This is a genomic window from Streptococcus downei MFe28 (assembly GCF_900459175.1).
Classification (GTDB): Bacteria; Bacillota; Bacilli; order Lactobacillales; family Streptococcaceae; genus Streptococcus; species Streptococcus downei.
This window is the reverse complement of the sequence record NZ_UHFA01000002.1, coordinates 1,364,044-1,383,731: the sequence shown is the minus strand read 5'-3', so window position 1 is coordinate 1,383,731 and position 19,688 is coordinate 1,364,044. Positions and strand designations below refer to the sequence as shown.

Here is a 19,688-nt window from a genome sequence, read left to right as displayed (position 1 = left end):
CAATGACATCAAGTCACTAAAGTGACTGATGTCAAACGGCAATCTCCATAGCGATTGCCTAGCTCCCTTACTAACCTCACAAAGTTGGTGAAATCGACCAACTTTGTGAGGCGTCGCACGGACTGAAGGTAGCTCAAAATGTCTGGGAGACCTTTTGAGGTTGGAGGTGCAGAAAGCTTCGCTTTCCTCAGTAAGTACGGCAAGGTGAGTTAACGATGCGACATGGAGTAAAGACTGTCAATGATACAGTTTTTATGAAATTAGTCAGGGATATAGAAAACTACAATCGTAGTTTTCGTAGTCACTCTAATGAGAAACCATAGAGTGACTTTATCCGTGGGATAGTTTTGATTTTTGAAGAGTATAAATCGTTACTATAGAAGGGATGCTTATGTCTATTGGTATTGACAAGATTGGCTTGGCTACTGCTAAATATCGACTGGATATGGCAGACTTAGCTCTGGCTCGCGACACCGATCCTAATAAGTACTCAGTCGGCTTGATGCTAGACAGTCTCAGCATTGCCCCCATTACGGAAGATATTGTCACCCTAGGGGCAGCTGCTGCTGAACAGATTTTAACCGAAGCTGACAGGGCTAGGATTGATATGGTCATTGTCGCTACTGAATCCAGCATCGACCAGAGCAAGGCGGCGGCTGTATTTATCCATGGATTGCTAGGAATCCAGCCCTTTGCCCGCAGTCTCGAAATGAAGGAGGCCTGCTATAGTGCGACGGCTGCCCTCAACTATGCTAAGCTCCATGTGGCTAGCAAACCTGATTCCAAGGTGCTGGTGATTGCTAGTGATATTGCCAAGTATGGTATTGGAAGTTCTGGTGAACCGACCCAAGGTTCTGGAGCCCTTGCTATGCTGGTTACCAGTCAACCGAGAATTTTAGCTTTCAATGATGACAACGTCGCTCAAACCCGTGATGTTATGGATTTCTGGCGACCAAACTACTCCAGCACGCCCTTCGTTCAAGGTATGTTTTCAACCAAGCAGTACCTCGATTGCCTGAAAACGACCTGGGCTGAATTTCAAAAACGAAATCAGGCCCAACTTCAGGATTTCGCAGCCTTCTGCTTTCACATTCCCTACCCTAAATTGGCCAACAAGGGGCTCAATAAGCTATTAGACAAGTCGCTTTCTGAAGAAAAGGTTGAAGAATTAAAGGCTAATTTTCAAGCCTCTATCAGCTATAGTCGGCAAATCGGCAATATTTATACAGGCTCCCTCTACCTAGGTTTCTTATCACTCTTAGAAAATAGTCATAGTTTGAAGGCTGGCCAGAAAATTGCCTTCTTTAGCTACGGCTCAGGAGCGGTTGCAGAAATCTTTAGTGGCCAATTGGTTGCTGGCTTTGAAAAAATGTTAGATAGCAACCGACAAGCCCAGTTAGACCAAAGGCAAAAATTGACAGTTCCTGCCTACGAAAAGCTTTTCTTTGAAGAAGCCCACTTTGATGACCAGGGAAATGCGGACTTTGATAACTACGACACCCATACTTTTGCTTTAGAGCGGATTGATCACCATCAAAGATTGTATAAGAGGAAGGAAGAAAGCTATGACAACTAGAAAACAAGGGCCCCGTCGGCCCCACACTATTAGAAATCTCCTCGCTATTATAGGTTTAGTCTTCATTGTCGGAGCCTTGGCCTTTATGCTTAAGAACCAGAGCTTTAAACCCAGTCAATTACTAAAAAGAGACCAAGCTAGCCAGACCGCAAAAAAAGCCAATCAAGGCCAGGCCAGCAAGTCCAAGCAAAAAACCAAGGTTTCTTGGGAAAAACAGGATGAGGCTGTCAAGGTTCCTATTCTCATGTACCATGCTATCCATGTCATGGATCCTTCAGAATCTGATAGCGCTAACCTGATTGTTAGTCCCGATACTTTTGAGAGTCATATCAAGGCGCTTAAGGATGAGGGCTACTACTTCTTGACACCTGAGGAAGCCTATAAGGTCCTGTCAGAAAATGTCCTGCCTAACGGCAATAAAAAGATTGTCTGGCTGACCTTTGACGATGGCGATGCTGATTTTGTCAATGCTGCCACTATTATGAAAAAATATGGGGCTGTTGGAACCAACAATATCATCACCAGCTACGCCGACAAGGATGGTTTCCTAACTTCGGATAAAATCAAGGAGTTGGAAAAAGAGGGCATGTCCTTCCAGAGTCACACCGTCAACCATCCAGACTTATCCACCCAATCCGACGATAGTCAAACCAATGAAATTGGCGAGTCCAAGTCCTGGTTAGACGGCCTACTTAAGCAGGACACCATTGCCCTAGCCTACCCATCAGGACGTTACAACGACAGCAGCAAATCTCTGGCTGAACAAGCTGGCTATAAGATGGCGCTGACAACAAACGAAGGCCTTGCCAGTGCTGACAATGGCTTCTACGCCCTCAACCGCGTGAGAATCCTACCAACCACTACTGCCGACGACCTCCTAAATACCATAGCTTGGTAACCACATATAGCAACCAGCCCGCCCCTAATGGGCGAGCTGGTTTTTTGCTTATGGGACAAGTAATCCTAGTTGCGCCATCCCCTCATCAAGAATGGCACAGCCAGATTTACGCTTAAGTGAAGTTAACATTTCAGTCTCCAAGAAAGGCTATCTACACATGGAGCTGGCTAGGTTTGATTTGTTGACCCTAGCTTTAACCAAAGGCCTTTTCCTTGATAGCCTTGGCAGAAGCTTCCAACTTTTGCGCTTCTTCCTTCGTCAGTTCTAGGGGGACTCTGGCCAGTACTCCTTGGCGACCGATGAGGGCTGGGTAACTGAGATAGAGGTCACTATCCTGGTCATAATTCGAGACAGGCAGGACTTGGTGGCTGTCTGTCAAGATAGCTTCCACAAGCAAATGGGTGGAGCTGGCAATGGCAAAATTGGTATAGCGTTTGCCATTGAAGACCTCTTGACCACCTCGTCTTACCGCTGCTTCAATCCCTTCCTTATCCAGTTGTCCCAGTTGGTCAAGATTAACTGTTGACCAAGCCGTGAATTGACTGTCGCCATGCTCACCTAGGACATAGCCCTGAATGGATTGAGGAGCCAGACCACTAGCCTTGGCTATTTGATTTTTCAGTCGACTTGTATCTAGGAGGGTGCCAGTCCCCATGATTTTTTCTTGGGGATAATGGAGCTCTCGCTGGAGGACGGTTGTCACCGCATCGCAGGGGTTGGAAACGACGACAATGACCCCAGAAAACTTGGTCGCTTTCAGGCGCCCCGCAATTTCCTTAGCATTTTCAATATTGATAGAGAGTTCCACCCAGCGGTCAGGGTTGTCTCCAAAATAGGCCTTGATGTCGCCAACGGCCACCACTAGGATATCTGCATCATCCAACAGACGATCATCGTTAGCAAGGATTTTCACATAATGAGGACTGGTTGCCAGACTGTCCTCAAGGTCTAACTTATCTGCCAAAACCTTCTTTTCCCTTTTATCCAGAAGAACCAATTCATCAACTAGACCGGAGCGCACAAGGTTTCCAGCCAAGGTACTTCCGACATTTCCCAGTCCGATAATTCCGACTTTTCGAGCCATAAGCCCACCTCCTTAAATTCACAGCCAGCTTATCACTATTAAAGAGACTTGTAAAATAGTTAATCCTTATAGCGCCTTATAGATTTGGACTGAAAACGGGGCCTGTGGAGAGTCGGTCCGAGGGATAGTTATCCTTGTCTAAGTTCTTACCTACAACCAAGGAAAACTTGCCAAAAAGGGGGCAAGAATTTCCCTCGGCTAGGTAATTAGCTTTGTAGCAAAAAAGATAAGCCTGCAAGCAAGCCTATCTCAGCCAAGATTAATCTAACAAGCCCAGTTTGTCAAAGGCCTTGTAGAGACCGTCTTCTTCAACATCATCGGTAATCATATCCGCCATAGCGAGAATTTCTGGGCCACCATTACCCATAGCAACTCCAACTTGGCAATAGTCCAACATAGGAATATCAACCTTGGCATCACCAAAGGCAATAGTGTCGGCCTTGTCTTTGCCTGAATAATCTAGCAGAACTTCAATGGCGTGAGCCTTGTCAATATTGGCAACACCTAGGTCGCCAAAGAGAGCTGTTTCCCCACGTCCTCCCCAGGTTCCTGCCTTAAGGTGAGGAAAGGCCTCCTTGGAATCCAGGTGATCCTGGTAGGACTTGAGGATAAAGCTGACCTTATTGAGGTCATTGCGATAGAGGTTGCCTCCATAAACCAGACCATGTAGACCGTCTTCGGGCTCCATGTCCTTGACTTCCTTTTCCTTAGCTCCCTTGGTGAGGGCATAGGCCCGCATGGTTGGTCTAGCCGCTTCCTTAAAATGCTCACTAGCAAAGAGCCCATTGTTGCTTTCTAGGTAGAATTCCAGTCCACGTTCATGGAGCCAGTCCACAATCGCTCGACTATCTTCCTCAGAAATCACCTGATGCATGACTACCTGGCCATGATGTTCAACATAGGAGCCATTGCCCCCAATCATGCCATCTAGACCAATGTCCCACAGCTTAGCTGGGACTTCGGCATGGCTACGACCTGTACAGATGTAAACCAAATGCCCATTATCACGGGCTTTACGAATGGCCTTTACAGCTGACTCTGGTAGATGATTTTCATAATCTACCAGGGTCCCATCTACATCTAAGAAGATAACCTTATTTGCCATAACTTATTTCCTCCAAGGATTCATTTGATAATTCAATTATAAGGGGTAATCGCGCAAAATGATAGGCGCTTCCTCTGGAAAACTGATACTATCCTATGATAATTGCCAGACTTGCAATCCTTGCTTGCAATCGTTATGATTAAAACATGACAAAAATCAAAGATATTCTAAAACACTTGCCCTATAAGATTGCCTTTTATGACGAGACGGGAAAGCCCCTTTATTGTAATGGCCAAAATGATGGCAGTCTCCTGCCTGACCAAGAAGCCAGAGCCCTGGAGCCCTGGCTTCTAGATGAAATCGTCAAAAGTCCAAGGAAATCCTTATCCTACCAAGTTCCCAGTCAGGCTTTCGACCAAATACTCATGCAGACCTACCAGGCTGCCCTAAATCAAGAGGGACAAGTCATTGGTATTATGGAGACCGTCACAGATTTCAAAGGCCCCCTTGCAAGCTACCTCGATGAGACTGCTCAAGCCCTAGTACCTTGGTCCGATGCCACTTCCGGTCCTTCTATCAAGCGAGAGGACTGATTGTAGAGGTTCCTTCCCAGGAGCACAAACTCTGGTAAAAAAATTTTCATCCCTAGGCATATTACATTTAATGCCCTCAGCCCAAATACCCAATGAAAATCAATCTAGCTAAGGCAAGTTACTTTACCGTTCTTTTGCACGACAAAGTAAGTTGAGGATGAAAAAATTTGGTTTTCCAAGCGCTCAAGTCCTTATAGCGCTCTCTTCAATCATTAATACTCAATGAAAATCGAAAGACCCGAGGCAAGGAGCAATGACATCAAGTCACTAAAGTGACTGATGTCGAACGGCAATCCAATCTCCATCGCGATTGCCTAGCTGCCTTACTAACCTCACAAAGTTGGTGAAATCGACCAACTTTGTGAGCTGTCGCATGAACTGAAGGCACCTCAAAAGTTCTGGTAGACCTTTTGAGGTTGGAGATGTAGAAAGCCTAGCTTTCTTCAGTGATACGGCAAAGTGAGTTAACGATGGATAGTTTTGATTCTTGAAGAGTATCAATAACTTTGATTGGCCAGCTGTTAAGCAGGCCGTCAGTCTTCACGTTCAACTGGTTGGGGCCCAAAGCTCTGAGAGGTAGGCATGATTTCAATGCGATTGACGTTGACATGTTTGGGTTGTTGGGCTAACCAGAGAACGGTATTGGCAATGTCCTCGGGTCTAATGGCATTGGTCCCCTTGTAGAGGGTGCTAGCTCGCTTATCGTCTCCCTTAAAACGAACGTTGGAAAATTCGGTTCCCTGGCAGAGGCCTGGCTCGACATTGGAGACGCGAATCTTTGTGCCAGCCAAATCTGCCCTTAGGTTGAGCGAGAACTGTTTGACAAAAGCCTTGCTAGCCCCATAAACATTGGCACCTGGATAGGGAACCGTCCCCGCTGTCGAGCCAATATTAATGATATAGCCTGACTGTCGCTGGACCATCTGAGGTAGAATCTGACGGGTCAGATAGGTCAGGCCAAGAATATTGGTCTGAATCATGGTCGCCCAATCATCGAAATTGGCTTCATAGGCTTTGTCCAGCCCCAAAGCTAGTCCCGCATTATTAACCAGAATGTCAATCTTTTGCCAGTCACTAGGCAGGCTGGCTAAGGCGGTGTCAATGGACTCCTGGGAGGTCATATCCATCTGCAGGGGATAGAAATTTTCTCCCAATTCTTGACCCAATTTTTCCAACTTATCCAGACGACGACCAGTCCCGATAAGGCGATAACCCTTTTCCACAAAGAGTCGGGCCATGGCTTGACCAAAACCAGCGCTAGCTCCTGTTACCATAACTGTTTCCATTATCCTTATCTCCTTTCTTAGCAAAAGAAGGCTGGGATTTCCGACCCAACCTTGCAATAATATGACGACACTTTTAACAAAGAGCCTAGCTAATCAGTCTATTCGATTGGCCTCCGCGCCTCTGAGGTCAGGTACTCTTAAACTAGGTAACTTTCTCTATTCGGTCTGCTTCTAATTCCCTAAATTCAAATGGCGCGTCCGTCTTGACTTTATGAATTAAAAGCCAGCATAGGAGAAAGTCAGTTCTTTCAAGAATATAGGGCTCTAATCAAGCCCAATTAAGCATTATCTAGGGATTGGGCCGCCGTAATAATAGCCAACTTATAGATGTCCTCAGCACTAGAGCCACGTGATAGGTCATTAACTGGGCTATTAAGGCCTTGGAGGATTGGTCCCACTGCTTCGAACATACCCAAGCGTTGGGCAATCTTATAGCCAATATTTCCTGATTGGAGGTCAGGGAAGATAAAGACATTGGCATAACCAGCAACATCGCTGTTTGGCGCCTTGATAGCTGCGGTTTCTGGAACGAAGGCCGCATCAAACTGCAATTCACCATCTAGGGCTAAGTCAGGAGCCAGTTCCCTGGCCAATTTTGTCGCTTCTTGAACCTTTTCGGCTTGGGGTGCCTTGGCACTTCCCTTGGTTGAAAAGCTCAACATGGCAATCTTAGGGTCAAGGTCGAAAATTTTTGCGGTGTCAGCTGTATTGATAGCAATTTCAGCCAGCTCTTGAGCATTAGGGTCAATATTGATGGCACAGTCAGCAAAGATATAACGCTCCTTGGTATTTTCACGATTCATGAGGAAAACACCTGACGTCCGTGAAATTCCTGGCTTGGTCTTGATAATTTGTAGGGCGGGTCTTACTGTATCAGCCGTTGAACGAATGGCACCTGAGACCATGCCATCTGCCAAGCCCATCTTGACCAGCATAACGCCGAAGTAATTGACATCAAGCAGGAGTCGGTCTGCATCCTCTGCAGTGGCCTTACCCTTTCTCAGCTCTAAGAAGAGCTCCTTCATCTTGTCCAATTCTGGATAGGTTGCAGGATTGATGATGGTGTAATTTTGCTCAACAAAGCCAAATTGTCTAAGAAGGCTCTTAATCTCCTCTGCCTCCCCTAAGATAATAGGATCGGCCAAACCTTCGAATTTCAAACGCGCAGCTGCACGGACAACTCGCTCATCGTTTCCTTCAGGGAAAACAATCTTGATGCCCTTGCCAGCAATCTTGCTCCTCAATTCTCCGAATAATCCTCTAATCATAAAAAATCCTTCTTTTCTAAATTGTTTTGCATGCTCATGATAACGTTTTCAAAATCATCTGTCAAGGGTGCTTCATGGACTCGCTCTTGACCGGTAAAGGGATCCCTAAATTTTAGAGAGTGACAATGGAGGGCCTGACGCTTGATGCCAAAATCCATAGAGCCTCCGTAGAGGTCATCACCTAAGAGAGGCTGCCCGATATGGGAAAAATGAACCCGAATCTGATGGGTCCGACCGGTGTGAAGCCTTATATCAACTAGCTTGACAGGGCCAAAACGCTTCAAAACTCGGTAGCTAGTATGGGCATACTTGCCCGATGGATGGACCCGACGGGTGATAATGCTCTCTGCCTCCCTAGCAATGGGGGCAATAATCTCACCGGCATCTAGCAAGTCCTTGTGACCCGAAACCAAGGCATAGTAGCGTTTCTCAATCGTCTTAGCTTGGAGGGCCTTGTCCATACGGGAGTGGGCATAGCCATGTTTGGCAAAGAGCATGAGTCCGCTGGTGTCCTTATCCAGCCGGGTCACGATATGAATCTGTTGATTCTCATAAGTTTGCTCCTCATAGTAAGCCTTTACAAAATTAGCCATACTCTCATCATGAAGAATGCTGGGAATACTAGGATAGCCAGCAGGTTTATTGATAACCAAGAAATGCTCATCCTCAGCGACAATATCTAGAGGGTGTTGAATGGGCAGGAGACTAGGGCTCCCAACTTCGGCTGGTATCTCAATTGAAACTCTGTCACCTGGAGCCAATAAATAAATGGCATTGACTTCAATACCATTTACCCAAATATGTCCACCCTGATACTTTACTTTAGCCAAGAGTCCTTTTGAAATATCATGGCCCTTGAGAAAGGTCTTAACCTTACAAGGCCGATCAGCTATAAATTCAAATCTCACACTTCTACCTCGCCGATAAAGGCATCCTTGACCCTTTCCCAGAAACCTGTATGGTGAGGTGTCGATAGGAAGCTAATCTTCTTATCATCAAGAGAAAATTCCATCTTGGCAACATTGCGATAATTATAGGATTTGTTATCAAAGGAAACCGAATAGGATCCCACTCGTTTGGGCTCTATGGTCACCTTTTCGCCCTTGGGAATGATGGCCGAGCTCCCTAGGGTTCGATAAACCCGATTGTTGAGACTGGCAATTTCTGTCATCTGGAAGGCCTCGACGGTTGGATGGAGGACCGCACCACCGATAGACTTGTTATAAGCCGTGCTACCTGTGGGGGTTGAAACGGTAATGCCATCGCCACGAAAACGCTCCAAAAAGGTACCATTGATGGAGACATCTGCTACCATGGTCTTCTCCAAGCGTCTCAGGCTGGCTTCGTTGAGGGCGCGAGCTGTTACCACTCGACCATCCGCCATGGTAACCGTCATCCGCAAGAGTGGGTAGGAAATTTTTTCCCCTTGATCCGCTCGAAGATTTTTGAGGAAGGTATCCACCTCAAAATCACGATAGTCGGTATAGAAACCCAAGTGACCGGTATGGATGCCCACAAAACGAACCCTATCTAGGGCCTTTTCGTACATATGGAAGGCCGACAGCAACATACCATCACCTCCGATTGAGATGATAATATCAGGATTTTCCTTGCTGAGGTAAAAATTTCGGTCATGCTTAAGGGCACTAAAGATTTTAGAGGCCACCCGCTTGCTTTGATACTTGCCGTTAGCAATAATAGCCACCCGAGTCTGTTTGGGTCTAGCGGTATAATTCATCTGTGTCATCACTATTTCCTACACCATCACTTAGTTTTCTACTTAAGGGGTCAAAGAGGAGCTGGGCCTCCTTGATGTCATCGCGAATTTTGCGCATTTCTTCATCCAATTCCCGGGCAATTCTTGAGGTAACCTCTAAACGCTGCTTAATTTCATCGGGAAAATCACCCTTATACTTGTAATTAAGCGAATGTTCAATGGTTGCCCAAAAATTCATAGCCAAGGTCCGAATCTGAATCTCGGCTAAGACCGTTTTTTGGCCATCAATAGTATCCACTGGATACTCAATAATCACATGGTAGGAACGATAACCGCTGGCCTTGCGATTGTTGATATAATCCCGCTCCTGAACAATGGTCATATCTTGACGCCGACGAATCAGCTCTAAAACCTCCTGGACATCATCAACAAACTGAACCATTATCCGAATCCCGGCAATGTCCTGCATATCTTCAGCTAGAAATTCTCGCTTAATCCCACGCAGGGCCATCTTTTCTTTGATGCTCTCAATTGGCTTGACTCGCCCCGTTACAAATTCAATAGGGGAATGTCGATTTTGCTTGCGGTATTGCTTGCGAATGCCACGAAATTTAATTTTCAGCTCTCCGACTGTTTGAATATAGGGGTCTAAAAAGGTTTCCCATTCCATCGTATATCTTCTCGAACTCCTGTTTTTAGGGCTAAATTTGACAGCCAAACCTTGTCAATTAGCCCACATTTTTATAGAATTAGTTTAAGTAAAATTATACCATAAAGGTCTTGCAAAGGAAAATCAAGATGAATCATTTGGAAATCGAATACAAATCCATGCTTAATAAGGCGGAATTTAACCGCATGGAGGCGCTCTTCTCCCATGTTCCCGCTGTTACCCAGACCAATTACTACTTTGATACCGACGATTTCATCATGCGAAAAAAACGTCTGTCCTTGAGAATTCGCACCTTCGACAAGGGGGCGGAATTAACCTTGAAGATTCCAAGGGAGGTCGGCACCCTGGAGCACAATATTGACTTAAGCCGTCAGGAGGCGAGAAGCATCATTGAGTCCTGCCACTTCCCTGATAGTACCATCAAGGCCCTCATCCATGAGCAGGGAGTTGATTGCGACCAGCTCAGAAATCTGGGGCACTTAACAACCGTCCGCCGGGAAAAAGAGACCCCTATCGGCCTCATGGCCCTCGACAAGAATAACTATGCTGGACGCATTGATTACGAACTGGAGCTTGAAGTGGAGGATGCCATCAAGGGCAAGGCAGACTTCGAGGCCTTCTTAGTGGAGCACGACATTGAACTTAAGTATGCCAAAAGTAAGGTCGCTCGCTTCTGCTCCACGCTCAAGCAGAAAGAGTGATGAACAAATAGCGATAAGGGGCTGTAAAAATCAGCCTTTTTTGGTACAATAGAGACGGAAAATTTCAAGATTTTCAAGGCCACAGGACAAAGAAAGAATGGGACCAGAAGGCCTTGAAGCTCTACTAACTAGAAGCCCATCTGGGCTTGTTGCTTATTCAAAGGAGACTGACACCGTCATGGTAGAAACTAGCACCCCAAAATTATTTTCGCTGACTTCTAATACAGCTATCGCAGAAAAAATCTCAAAAGCTGCAGGTATTCCGCTCAGTAAATTGTCTTCTCGGCAGTTTTCTGACGGCGAAATCATGATTAACATTGAAGAAAGTGTCCGTGGCTTTGATATTTATGTCATTCAATCAACCAGCTTTCCCGTCAATGATAATCTTTGGGAACTCTTGATTATGATTGATGCCTGCAAACGGGCTTCGGCAAATTCTGTCAATGTTATCCTGCCCTACTTCGGCTATGCCCGTCAGGATCGCATTGCCCAACAACGTGAGCCTATCACTGCTAAGCTAGTGGCCAATATGCTGGTCAAGGCCGGTGCCTACCGCATCCTGACCCTCGATTTGCACGCTGTTCAGGTCCAAGGCTTCTTTGATATTCCCGTTGATAACCTCTTTACGGTTCCCCTCTTTGCTGAGCGCTATATTAAGATGGGGCTGAAAGGGACCGATGTTGTGGTCGTCAGTCCTAAGAACTCAGGCATTAAAAGGGCCCGTAGCCTAGCAGAATATCTGGATGCACCTATTGCCATTATTGATTATGCTCAAGATGATTCCCACCGCGAAGAAGGTTATATTATCGGTGAAGTTGCTGGTAAAAAAGCCATCTTGATTGACGATATTCTTAACACCGGTAAGACCTTTGCTGAAGCGGCTAAAATTGTTGAACGCAATGGTGCCTCAGAAATTTATGCAGTAGCCAGCCACGGTCTCTTTGCTGGCGGAGCGACTGAGATTCTTGAAGCAGCGCCTATCAAGGAAATTCTGGTGACAGACTCTGTTGCCACTAAGGAAAAGGTCAGCAGCAATGTCAGCTACATCACCGCTAGCGAGCTAATCGGCAACGCTATTACCCGTATCCACAACCACAAACCACTTAGTCCACTCTTTACCTACACGTCTCAAAACGAGGAATAAGATGATTTATCTTGATAATGCTGCGACAACTCCTTTGACTCCAGGTGTTATCGAATCTATGACGACGGTTATGTCCGACAATTTTGGCAATCCTTCCAGCATCCATGCCTATGGACGCAAGGCAAGCCATCTCTTGCGGGATAACCGTCTTACTATCGCCAAAATCTTAAAGACCCAAGCAAGAAATATCATTTTCACATCGGGAGCAACCGAAAGCAACAACATGGCCATTCAGGGCTATGCCCTGGCCAACCAAGCCAAGGGCAAGCACCTGATTACTACGGCTATCGAGCACCATTCGGTTCTCCATGTCATGGCTTACTTGGAAAAGCGGTTTGGTTTTCAGGTAACCTATCTTCAACCTGACGACAATCATCAGTTCACCGCCCAAGCCCTCAAAGAGTCCCTAAGGGAAGATACTATCCTGGTCTCAACCATGTTGGCTAATAATGAAACTGGTGACCTTCTGCCCGTTTCTGACTTTGCCCAAGTTCTAGCTGAGCACCAGGCTGTCTTACATGTTGATGCTGTTCAAGCTATGGGGAAAGTCCCTGTTCATCCTGAGGAATTAGGGGTCGATTTTCTCTCTGCTTCTGCCCATAAGTTTCATGGACCCAAAGGTGTCGGTTTCCTTTACGCTAAACCTCACCACATGGATAGTCTTTTACACGGTGGTGAGCAAGAGGATAAAAGACGAGCCAGCACCGAAAATATGCTTGGAATTACCGGTCTGGCTCAAGCTCTCAGGGAAGCTGACCAAAAGCAAGAGGAAAACTATCAGAAGGTGGAACACTTACGAGAGGTCTTCCTAGAAGAGTTAAGCAAGCTAGGCTTGGACTACTATCTCAATGGTGGAAATAAGCAGCTTCCCCACGTCATCAATATTGGTTTCCTAGGCCAAAATAACGGCCTGCTTCTAACCCAGCTGGATTTAGCAGGCTTTGCTGTTTCAACTGGTTCTGCCTGCACGGCAGGAACAGTTGATCCCAGCCACGTCTTACAAGCCTACTATGGAGAGTCCTCTCCACGTTTGACGGAGTCTATCCGCATCAGCCTCTCAGAGCTCAATAGCTCTGAGGAATTATTGGCACTGGCAAAAAAATTGAAAGAAATTATAGGATAATACTATGGCATTTGAAAAATCTATTCACTTAGACGACTGTAAATACACCTACACAATTAGTCCCAAGATTAAAAGATATACGCTGATTGATACCACTTTTGAGTCCAATAAACTGGGCCACTACGAGCTTAATCGTCTTCTAGAAGAGGTGCCAAATTCTGGCCAGGGCTTCCCTCTTAAAATTACGATCAAGAAGGACCTATCTGCCTTCAAGCTTAGTGTGACCGACCAATCCGGCCTACGCCTGGTCAATATCTTTAAGTCCGACAAGCTCTCAATCATTCAAGATAAATTCTATTTCCTGATGGATAGCCTGGTTGAGCGAGATATCTTTACCAAGATAGAGAACTAAGCCTCTATCATGATACCGAAATCCTATTCCCTTATAGGATTTTTTTATCGCAAATTTGTTGCAGTTTTCACAAACTTGTTCTACAATTAACTTAGACGTACTTCATAAGATTGGAGATAGTTAAAGTGACTATTGATAAATCTATTCCTAAAGCGACAGCCAAGCGACTATCGCTATACTATAGGACCTTTAAACGTTTCAATGCCGAAGAAATTACCAAGGCGAGCTCCAAGCAGATTGCTGAGGCTATTGGCATTGACTCGGCAACCGTCCGTCGGGACTTTTCCTATTTTGGTGAACTTGGACGACGGGGCTTTGGCTACGATGTCAAAAAGTTGATGAACTTCTTTGCTGACATTCTCAACGACCACTCCATTACCAGCGTTGTCCTTGTTGGTTGCGGTAACATGGGAAGGGCCTTGCTCCACTATCGCTTCCACGAGCGCAATAAGATGAAGATAGTCATGGCCTTTGATACAGATGACAATGATTTGGTCAACACAAAAACGGAAGATAACATTCCCATCTATGGCATTTCCAGCATTAAGGAAAGGCTCAAGGGGAGTGATTGTCAGACAGCTATTTTAACGGTTCCTAGTGTCAAAGCTCAAGAAGTTGCTAATCTTCTGGTTGAGGCTGGTATCAAGGGAATTTTGAGCTTTTCACCCGTCAATCTCAGCCTGCCCAAGGGTGTCTTCGTTCAATATGTCGACCTGACTAGCGAACTGCAAACCCTTCTCTACTTTATGAATCAAGACCAGTAAGACCTTTTCTTATCTGCACAGACCAAACAATCACCTGAACAGACTTCAGGTGATTTCTCAATAAGTAGTACTCTTCAAAAGAGATTGCCGTTTGGGAGTAAGACTGGAGGAATTTGACAGATATCAAAACCTTCGTCACCTCATGCCATTTTATTTTTAAGTTATCGGCTACCGGACTGTCCTACTACCCCTGCTCCTAGCCTCGATACTTTTGATTTTTATTGACTATTAATTCAAGCCCTCAGGAGGTTCCCTCAATGACCAAAAAGCCTATTATTGGAATTACAACAAATGAAAGACCCAATAGTGACAATATCATCACCAGCTATGCACCCAAGGGCTTTGTCAAGGCTGTTCAAAATGCAGGGGGCATTCCTCTGCTTCTTCCCATTGGTTCAATCGAAGATGCTAAGTCTTACGTGCAAATGGTTGATAAAATCCTATTAATTGGCGGTCAAAATGTTGACCCTCAATTCTATCACGAAAAGAATCAGGCTCTTGATGATGATTTTCTCCACCAAAGGGATGTCTTTGAATTTTCCATCATTGATGAAGCTATTCGAGAAGAAAAGCCGATTTTTTCCGTCTGCCGAGGAACTCAATTGATGAACGTTGCTCTAGGTGGCAACCTCAATCAGGCTATTGAGAACCATTGGCAAGATGCCCCTACGGATTATCTCTACCACGAGATGAAGCTTAAGGACAACACCAAGTTGGCTGAGATTTATGGCTCTGAAACCACCATCAACTCCTTCCACCACCAAAGTATCAAGGACCTATCGCCCTTTTTGGATGTCATTGCTGAGGACCCCAATGACTCTACTATTGAGGCGGTTGCTTCCAACCACCCTGATATCCATTTTTTGGGGTCCAATGGCATCCTGAGCACCTGATTGGCAGCCGCCAGGCTGACCAAGAACTCTTCAACTATTTTGTCAATGAATTATAGAAGACTAGCCCTCCCAAGACCTAGCTTTCCAAGAGGAATTTTACTAAAAGTAACCACTGCTAGACAGAACCCAACTGTCTAGTTTTTTAGTTTAGATTGGAAGCTCAATGATAATATCGGTCTCTTCTCGGAAACTGTAATAATTATCAGAACCAACGATGATATGATCCAAGAAAGCCAGTCCCAAATCATCACAACAGCGCTTGATTTTTTCTGTAAAGGCAATGTCATAGCGGCTAGGGTCTGGTTGACCCGAAGGATGATTGTGGACAACAATAACCGAGGTTGCCATAAAACGACAGGCATAGTGCAGGATTTCCCTCGGTTCTGCAATCGAGCGTTGGACACTACCAATGAAGATTGTCTGTTGCTTGATGAGACGGTTCTGGGTATCCAGATAGAGCGCAATCAGATGCTCCTGGCGCTTATCTCTTAGTTCTGCCATCATTTTCTTGGCCAGGCGGTCACTAGAAATGATGCGGTCCGATTTCTCTGGCAGGGTCTGATTGACCCTTTTGGCAAATTCTAAGGCTGCCTTGATTTCAATAGATTTAACCTGACCAATTCCTGGGATAGCCTGAAGTTCTTCCAGCGAATAACTACGGAAATCAGCTAGACTAGACACTTCTTCTAAAATATTATTGGCCAAGGTCAAGACGTGATGTTGCCTAGTTCCTGTCCGCAAAAGAATAGCTAAAAGCTCTTGATTACTGAGGTTTTCAGGACCAAGAGTGACCAGACGTTCTCTAGGACGCATGGCTTCTTCATGAATTTCTACATTGTACATGTTCTACCTCCTAACTGTATATTCGTAAAGAAGACAAAAAATCCCTTCAACTTTTTAAGTTGAAAGGATTTTTAATGTTCTATATAATCTTAAGCTTTTTGTTCCTTACGCAGAGTCCCAAAGACAATACCTGAGATAATAGCTCCGATAGCAACAAAGATAAGGTAGAGCCACCAATTAGTGGTCAAGGCTACTACGAAGATACCTCCGTGAGGGGCCATGAGCTTGATACCAGCCCAGCCAACTAGGGCACCTGTAATAGCTGAACCCAACATAAAACTTGGGATGGCACGACCTGGGTCGGCAGCGCCGAAAGGAATGGCCCCTTCAGTAATGAAGGACAGTCCCATGACGATATTTGTCAAACCTGAATCACGTTCTTCTTGGGTGAACTTATTAGGGAAGAGACGAGTAGCGACAAATACAGCCAAAGGCGGAACCATACCAGCAGCCATAACTGCTGCCATAACTACTGAACCACCATGTTCGAGGACTCCTGCTTCGGTCAGGGTGCCTGTACCAAAGATGTAGGCAGCCTTGTTGAAAGGTCCACCCATATCAATGGCCATCATGGCACCGACAATTAAGCCAAGTAAGACAGCTGAGCTACCAGAGAGCCCTTGAAGGAAGTTATTAAGACCAGTATTGATGGCTCCCATTGGAATATTAACCAGGAGCATGAGGAAGCCAGTAATACCAACCCCTAAAAGAGGCAAAAGCAAGATAGACTTGATACCCTCTAAGGAGCGAGGAACCTTAATATATTTCTTGAGCAAGAGGGCAACGCCACCAGCTAGGAAACCACCAACTAAGGCTCCGAGGAAACCTGAAGGAATCAGGGTCGGATTTTGAGCAGCCTTGCTACCGGAGAAATAAGCAACGGTGTTGATGGCATAACCATTAGAAGCAATGAAGCCGGCTGCAAAACCTGAGGCTAGACCTGGCTTTTCAGCAATAGAATAGGCAATGTAACCCGCCAGAACTGGAAGCATGAAACCAAAGGCAGCATTCCCGATTTGTTTAAAGATAGCGGCTGCCTGGTGGTAGACACCCAGATTACTGAGTTGATCCTTAGGCACGCCCATCATGTTATCAATCAGGAAGGCTAGGGCAATCATGATACCACCACCGATAACGAATGGCAGCATTTGTGAAACCCCACTCATCAGATGCTTGTAGAAGGCTGCCCCTAGGCCGGTCTTTTCACCAGCGTCACTTGTAGTTGAGCTTGCTTCTCCTGCTGCGGCATGATAGATTTCTGCCTTGCCATCAAGAATGGTATTAATCAATTCTTCTGGCTTTTTAATACCTTCGGCAACTGGCCGAGAAATCAAAGGCTTGCCATCAAAACGAGGCATTTCAACTGCCTTATCGGCTGCTACGATAACACCCTTAGCTCGCTTGATTTCATCAGCAGTCAATGGAGTTCCGACACCTGAGGCACCGTTGGTTTCAACCCGAACATTGACTCCCATTTCTTGCCCTTGTTTAATCAGGGCTTCTTCAGCCATGTAGGTGTGGGCGATACCAGTTGTACAAGCGGTAACGGCGACTACCGATGGTTTGTCATCATCAGTTACTGGAGCTGCCTTGCTAGCTGCCTCAGCCTTGTTTTCCTCTTCTGCTGCATCAAAGGTCGCAATGACCTCGTCTGGACTGCTTACCTGCCGTAATTTATCGGCAAAGCCATCCTTCATCAGATACTTAGATAACTCCGCCAAGGCAGCCAAATGAGTGTTGTTAGCGCCGTCTGGTGCTGCAATCATGAAGAAAAGGTCAGTTGGCTGACCGTCCAAGGCTTCATAATCAACTCCCTTGGCTGATTTAGCAAAGAGGACGGTTGCCTCTTTAACAGCAGCATTCTTACTGTGGGGCATAGCTATTCCATCACCCAAACCGGTTGAAGTTTGCGCTTCCCGATTCATAATACCTGTTTTAAAGGTATCGAAATCGGTGACAATGCCCTTATCAACCAAGGAAGAAATCATTTCATCAATGGCAGCTTCCTTGGTGGTTGCTTGCAAATCCATGATCATGACTTCTTTTCGCAAGACGTCTTGAATTTTCATAGTTTTTCTACCTCTACTTTTTGATAGGTTTCTTTAATAAAATCGATGTCGGCTAGGTCATCTGAGAAGGCCGTTGAGGTCCCGCAGGCCACACCCCACTTGAGAGCCTCAATTGGATCAGCAGACTTGACAAATTCACCGGTAAAACCAGCGACCATCGAATCACCCGCTCCAACCGAGTTCTTAACCTGACCTTTGATTGGTTTAGCAAAGTAAGCAGCTTCTGGCGTTACCAGCAGAGCCCCGTCACCAGCCATAGAGATGATAACATTTTGGGCACCTTTGGCTAGAATCTCTCTAGCATACTTTTCAACATCTGCTAAACCATTGAGCTTAACATCAAAGATGACTTCCAACTCATGGTTGTTAGGTTTAACGAGGAGCGGCTGATAATTGAGGGAGTCCAAGAGAGTTTGCCCCTCAAAGTCGCAGACTACCTGAGCTCCTGCTTGCCTAGCAGCAGGAATCAAACGATTATAGATCTGGTTGCCCAGACTGCTAGGGGCAGAACCGGCAAAGACCACTGTATCATCAGCTGACAGACCTGTAAGGATAGCCTCTAAATCAGCTAACTGCTCCGGACTGATTTCAGGTCCCGCACCATTGATTTCTGTCTCATCATCTGCCTTGATTTTGACATTAATGCGAGTATCCTGATCGACCTTAACAAATTTTGTTCTGATGTTTTCAGCCTTGAGACCATCTTCAACAAACTTGCCGGTGAAACCACCTAGAAAGCCGGTCGCAGTATTTTCTACGCCCAGACGTTGCAAAATCCGACTAACATTGATGCCCTTACCGCCTGCAAACTTATCATCGCTGGTCATGCGGTTGACGCTACCGACAACAACCTTGTCCAAACGAACAATAAAGTCGATGGAAGGGTTAAGGGTTACTGTATAAATCATACTTCAATCACCTTCGTTTTTTCTTTTATTGTGTTGACAATGGCGTTAGAGGAACGGTTGATAATCAAGGTCACTTCCTCAACTTTGGCAAACTTAGCAAAATAAATTTTTCCTAACTTGCTGCTATCAGCCAAGACAAAAGTTTCCTTACTGTTGGCAATAACCATCTCCTTAATCGCTCCTTCATAGATATCGGGCGTTGTCAGATTATCACAATCTGCACCATTTGCTCCTAAGAAAGCACGATCAAAATTGAGCTGATTAAGTTGCTGGAGCGCAATAGGACCAACATTGGCATCTGTTGAAATCTTAACATTCCCCCCAATCATAACTGTGGGAATTCCCTTCTCAGACAACTTAATAGCGTGATGAATGGAATTGGTCACCACGGTAATATCAATGCGATTCAAGCAATCAACTAGAAGTTCATTGGTCGTTCCCGCTTCGATAAAGATAACATCACCTTGGCAAATCCGCTCCTTAGCGGCATGCGCAATTAACTTCTTTTCTTGAACGTTTTTGATAGCTTTCTGCTGGACACTGAGCTCTTCTTGAAGACTGTGCAGTTTCTCGGCACCACCATGGATGCGGTGAAGTTTATGCTCAGCTTCAAGTTCATCCAAATCCCGACGAACCGTTGATTCAGAGGATTTCAGTATAGATACCAAATGGTCCAAGGTCACAAAATCAGCTTGACTTAGCTGGTCCATAATCAGCCGTTTTCGCTCTGACTTTAGAATACCAACACCTCCTT

Annotated in this window: 19 protein-coding genes and 1 pseudogene; 9 read left to right on the top strand and 11 right to left on the bottom strand. The window is 45.6% G+C overall.

Annotation, left to right across the window (positions count from 1 at the left end; translation table 11 throughout):
* Nucleotides 1–391: 391 nt before the first annotated feature.
* Both DYE66_RS06610 and DYE66_RS06605 read left to right on the top strand, forming a co-directional pair.
* Nucleotides 392–1,576 carry a hydroxymethylglutaryl-CoA synthase gene (locus DYE66_RS06610; protein ID WP_002997882.1) on the top strand — a complete coding sequence of 395 codons (1,185 nt, stop codon included), beginning with the start codon at nucleotides 392–394 and terminating at the stop codon, nucleotides 1,574–1,576.
* Nucleotides 1,566–2,474, top strand: a complete 909-nt coding sequence (locus DYE66_RS06605; protein WP_019784386.1) for a polysaccharide deacetylase family protein — start codon at nucleotides 1,566–1,568, stop codon at nucleotides 2,472–2,474. The genes DYE66_RS06610 and DYE66_RS06605 overlap by 11 nt, the downstream gene beginning before the upstream one ends.
* A gap of 193 nt (nucleotides 2,475–2,667) precedes the next feature.
* Here the strand turns inward: DYE66_RS06605 and DYE66_RS06600 are convergent, their stop codons facing one another.
* Together DYE66_RS06600 and DYE66_RS06595 are read right to left on the bottom strand one after the other, a co-directional pair.
* Entirely contained in the window at nucleotides 2,668–3,558 is an 891-nt protein-coding gene (locus DYE66_RS06600; RefSeq protein WP_002997978.1) for a lactate/malate family dehydrogenase, read from the bottom strand.
* A 259-nt stretch (nucleotides 3,559–3,817) separates the two neighbouring features.
* The gene (locus DYE66_RS06595; protein WP_002997850.1) at nucleotides 3,818–4,663 is read right to left on the bottom strand and encodes a Cof-type HAD-IIB family hydrolase; all 846 of its coding nucleotides are present in this window, start codon (nucleotides 4,661–4,663) and stop codon (nucleotides 3,818–3,820) included.
* Nucleotides 4,664–4,809: 146 nt separating this feature from the next.
* Here DYE66_RS06595 and DYE66_RS06590 point away from each other — a divergent pair, with 146 nt between their 5' ends.
* Nucleotides 4,810–5,196, top strand: coding sequence for a hypothetical protein (locus tag DYE66_RS06590; RefSeq protein ID WP_002998497.1), 387 nt, complete (start codon nucleotides 4,810–4,812; stop codon nucleotides 5,194–5,196).
* A 533-nt stretch (nucleotides 5,197–5,729) separates the two neighbouring features.
* On the opposite strand, the gene DYE66_RS06580 is transcribed toward DYE66_RS06590, so the two are convergent.
* The 5 genes from DYE66_RS06580 to yjbM form a co-directional block, all read right to left on the bottom strand.
* Nucleotides 5,730–6,485: an SDR family oxidoreductase gene (locus DYE66_RS06580; protein WP_044123785.1), complete on the bottom strand. Its 756-nt coding sequence runs from the start codon at nucleotides 6,483–6,485 to the stop codon at nucleotides 5,730–5,732.
* Nucleotides 6,486–6,760: 275 nt separating this feature from the next.
* Nucleotides 6,761–7,750 (bottom strand): phosphate acetyltransferase, encoded by a 990-nt coding sequence (gene pta, locus DYE66_RS06575; RefSeq protein WP_002998131.1) that lies wholly within the window; start codon nucleotides 7,748–7,750, stop codon nucleotides 6,761–6,763.
* Nucleotides 7,747–8,658, bottom strand: coding sequence for an RluA family pseudouridine synthase (locus DYE66_RS06570; protein ID WP_002997961.1), 912 nt, complete (start codon nucleotides 8,656–8,658; stop codon nucleotides 7,747–7,749). The genes pta and DYE66_RS06570 overlap by 4 nt, the downstream gene beginning before the upstream one ends.
* Nucleotides 8,655–9,497 carry an NAD kinase gene (locus DYE66_RS06565; RefSeq protein ID WP_002997730.1) on the bottom strand — a complete coding sequence of 281 codons (843 nt, stop codon included), beginning with the start codon at nucleotides 9,495–9,497 and terminating at the stop codon, nucleotides 8,655–8,657. Before DYE66_RS06565 ends, DYE66_RS06570 begins: the two co-directional genes overlap by 4 nt.
* Nucleotides 9,472–10,137 (bottom strand): GTP diphosphokinase, encoded by a 666-nt coding sequence (gene yjbM / locus DYE66_RS06560; protein ID WP_002998459.1) that lies wholly within the window; start codon nucleotides 10,135–10,137, stop codon nucleotides 9,472–9,474. Before yjbM ends, DYE66_RS06565 begins: the two co-directional genes overlap by 26 nt.
* 128 nt (nucleotides 10,138–10,265) lie before the next feature.
* Here yjbM and DYE66_RS06555 point away from each other — a divergent pair, with 128 nt between their 5' ends.
* From DYE66_RS06555 to DYE66_RS06530, 6 genes and pseudogenes are all read left to right on the top strand, one after another.
* On the top strand, nucleotides 10,266–10,838 hold the full coding sequence (locus DYE66_RS06555) for a CYTH domain-containing protein (protein ID WP_002998297.1): 573 nt from the start codon (nucleotides 10,266–10,268) through the stop codon (nucleotides 10,836–10,838).
* Between the two features lie 178 nt (nucleotides 10,839–11,016).
* Nucleotides 11,017–11,982, top strand: coding sequence for a ribose-phosphate diphosphokinase (locus DYE66_RS06550; RefSeq protein ID WP_115325191.1), 966 nt, complete (start codon nucleotides 11,017–11,019; stop codon nucleotides 11,980–11,982).
* A gap of 1 nt (nucleotide 11,983) precedes the next feature.
* Nucleotides 11,984–13,105, top strand: a complete 1,122-nt coding sequence (locus DYE66_RS06545) for a cysteine desulfurase family protein (protein ID WP_002998204.1) — start codon at nucleotides 11,984–11,986, stop codon at nucleotides 13,103–13,105.
* A gap of 4 nt (nucleotides 13,106–13,109) precedes the next feature.
* A complete protein-coding gene (locus DYE66_RS06540) occupies nucleotides 13,110–13,457 on the top strand; it encodes a DUF1831 domain-containing protein (protein WP_002997914.1) in 348 nt (115 codons plus the stop codon).
* 125 nt (nucleotides 13,458–13,582) lie between these two features.
* Nucleotides 13,583–14,221 carry a redox-sensing transcriptional repressor Rex gene (locus tag DYE66_RS06535; RefSeq protein WP_002998061.1) on the top strand — a complete coding sequence of 213 codons (639 nt, stop codon included), beginning with the start codon at nucleotides 13,583–13,585 and terminating at the stop codon, nucleotides 14,219–14,221.
* Nucleotides 14,222–14,478: 257 nt separating this feature from the next.
* A pseudogene (locus DYE66_RS06530) lies at nucleotides 14,479–15,170 on the top strand (gamma-glutamyl-gamma-aminobutyrate hydrolase family protein).
* A 91-nt stretch (nucleotides 15,171–15,261) separates the two neighbouring features.
* On the opposite strand, the gene radC reads toward DYE66_RS06530, so the two are convergent.
* The 4 genes from radC to DYE66_RS06510 form a co-directional block, all read right to left on the bottom strand.
* Entirely contained in the window at nucleotides 15,262–15,957 is a 696-nt protein-coding gene (radC, locus tag DYE66_RS06525) for a RadC family protein (RefSeq protein ID WP_002998465.1), read from the bottom strand.
* 89 nt (nucleotides 15,958–16,046) lie between these two features.
* Nucleotides 16,047–18,026 carry a PTS fructose transporter subunit IIABC gene (locus tag DYE66_RS06520; protein ID WP_002997889.1) on the bottom strand — a complete coding sequence of 660 codons (1,980 nt, stop codon included), beginning with the start codon at nucleotides 18,024–18,026 and terminating at the stop codon, nucleotides 16,047–16,049.
* Complete coding sequence (gene pfkB / locus DYE66_RS06515; protein ID WP_002998059.1) at nucleotides 18,023–18,934, bottom strand: 1-phosphofructokinase; 912 nt, start codon at nucleotides 18,932–18,934, stop codon at nucleotides 18,023–18,025. The genes DYE66_RS06520 and pfkB overlap by 4 nt, the downstream gene beginning before the upstream one ends.
* Nucleotides 18,931–19,674 (bottom strand): DeoR/GlpR family DNA-binding transcription regulator, encoded by a 744-nt coding sequence (locus DYE66_RS06510; protein WP_280523161.1) that lies wholly within the window; start codon nucleotides 19,672–19,674, stop codon nucleotides 18,931–18,933. Before DYE66_RS06510 ends, pfkB begins: the two co-directional genes overlap by 4 nt.
* Nucleotides 19,675–19,688 lie beyond the last annotated feature (14 nt).

Coding starts and splice junctions, on each gene's coding strand:
- DYE66_RS06610 (WP_002997882.1), top strand. CDS start 392: ATGTCTATTGGTATTGACAAGATTGGCTTGGCTACTGCTAAATATCGA.
- DYE66_RS06605 (WP_019784386.1), top strand. CDS start 1,566: ATGACAACTAGAAAACAAGGGCCCCGTCGGCCCCACACTATTAGAAAT.
- DYE66_RS06600 (WP_002997978.1), bottom strand. CDS start 3,558: ATGGCTCGAAAAGTCGGAATTATCGGACTGGGAAATGTCGGAAGTACC.
- DYE66_RS06595 (WP_002997850.1), bottom strand. CDS start 4,663: ATGGCAAATAAGGTTATCTTCTTAGATGTAGATGGGACCCTGGTAGAT.
- DYE66_RS06590 (WP_002998497.1), top strand. CDS start 4,810: ATGACAAAAATCAAAGATATTCTAAAACACTTGCCCTATAAGATTGCC.
- pta (WP_002998131.1), bottom strand. CDS start 7,750: ATGATTAGAGGATTATTCGGAGAATTGAGGAGCAAGATTGCTGGCAAG.
- DYE66_RS06565 (WP_002997730.1), bottom strand. CDS start 9,497: ATGACACAGATGAATTATACCGCTAGACCCAAACAGACTCGGGTGGCT.
- yjbM (WP_002998459.1), bottom strand. CDS start 10,137: ATGGAATGGGAAACCTTTTTAGACCCCTATATTCAAACAGTCGGAGAG.
- DYE66_RS06555 (WP_002998297.1), top strand. CDS start 10,266: ATGAATCATTTGGAAATCGAATACAAATCCATGCTTAATAAGGCGGAA.
- DYE66_RS06550 (WP_115325191.1), top strand. CDS start 11,017: ATGGTAGAAACTAGCACCCCAAAATTATTTTCGCTGACTTCTAATACA.
- DYE66_RS06545 (WP_002998204.1), top strand. CDS start 11,984: ATGATTTATCTTGATAATGCTGCGACAACTCCTTTGACTCCAGGTGTT.
- DYE66_RS06540 (WP_002997914.1), top strand. CDS start 13,110: ATGGCATTTGAAAAATCTATTCACTTAGACGACTGTAAATACACCTAC.
- radC (WP_002998465.1), bottom strand. CDS start 15,957: ATGTACAATGTAGAAATTCATGAAGAAGCCATGCGTCCTAGAGAACGT.
- DYE66_RS06520 (WP_002997889.1), bottom strand. CDS start 18,026: ATGAAAATTCAAGACGTCTTGCGAAAAGAAGTCATGATCATGGATTTG.
- pfkB (WP_002998059.1), bottom strand. CDS start 18,934: ATGATTTATACAGTAACCCTTAACCCTTCCATCGACTTTATTGTTCGT.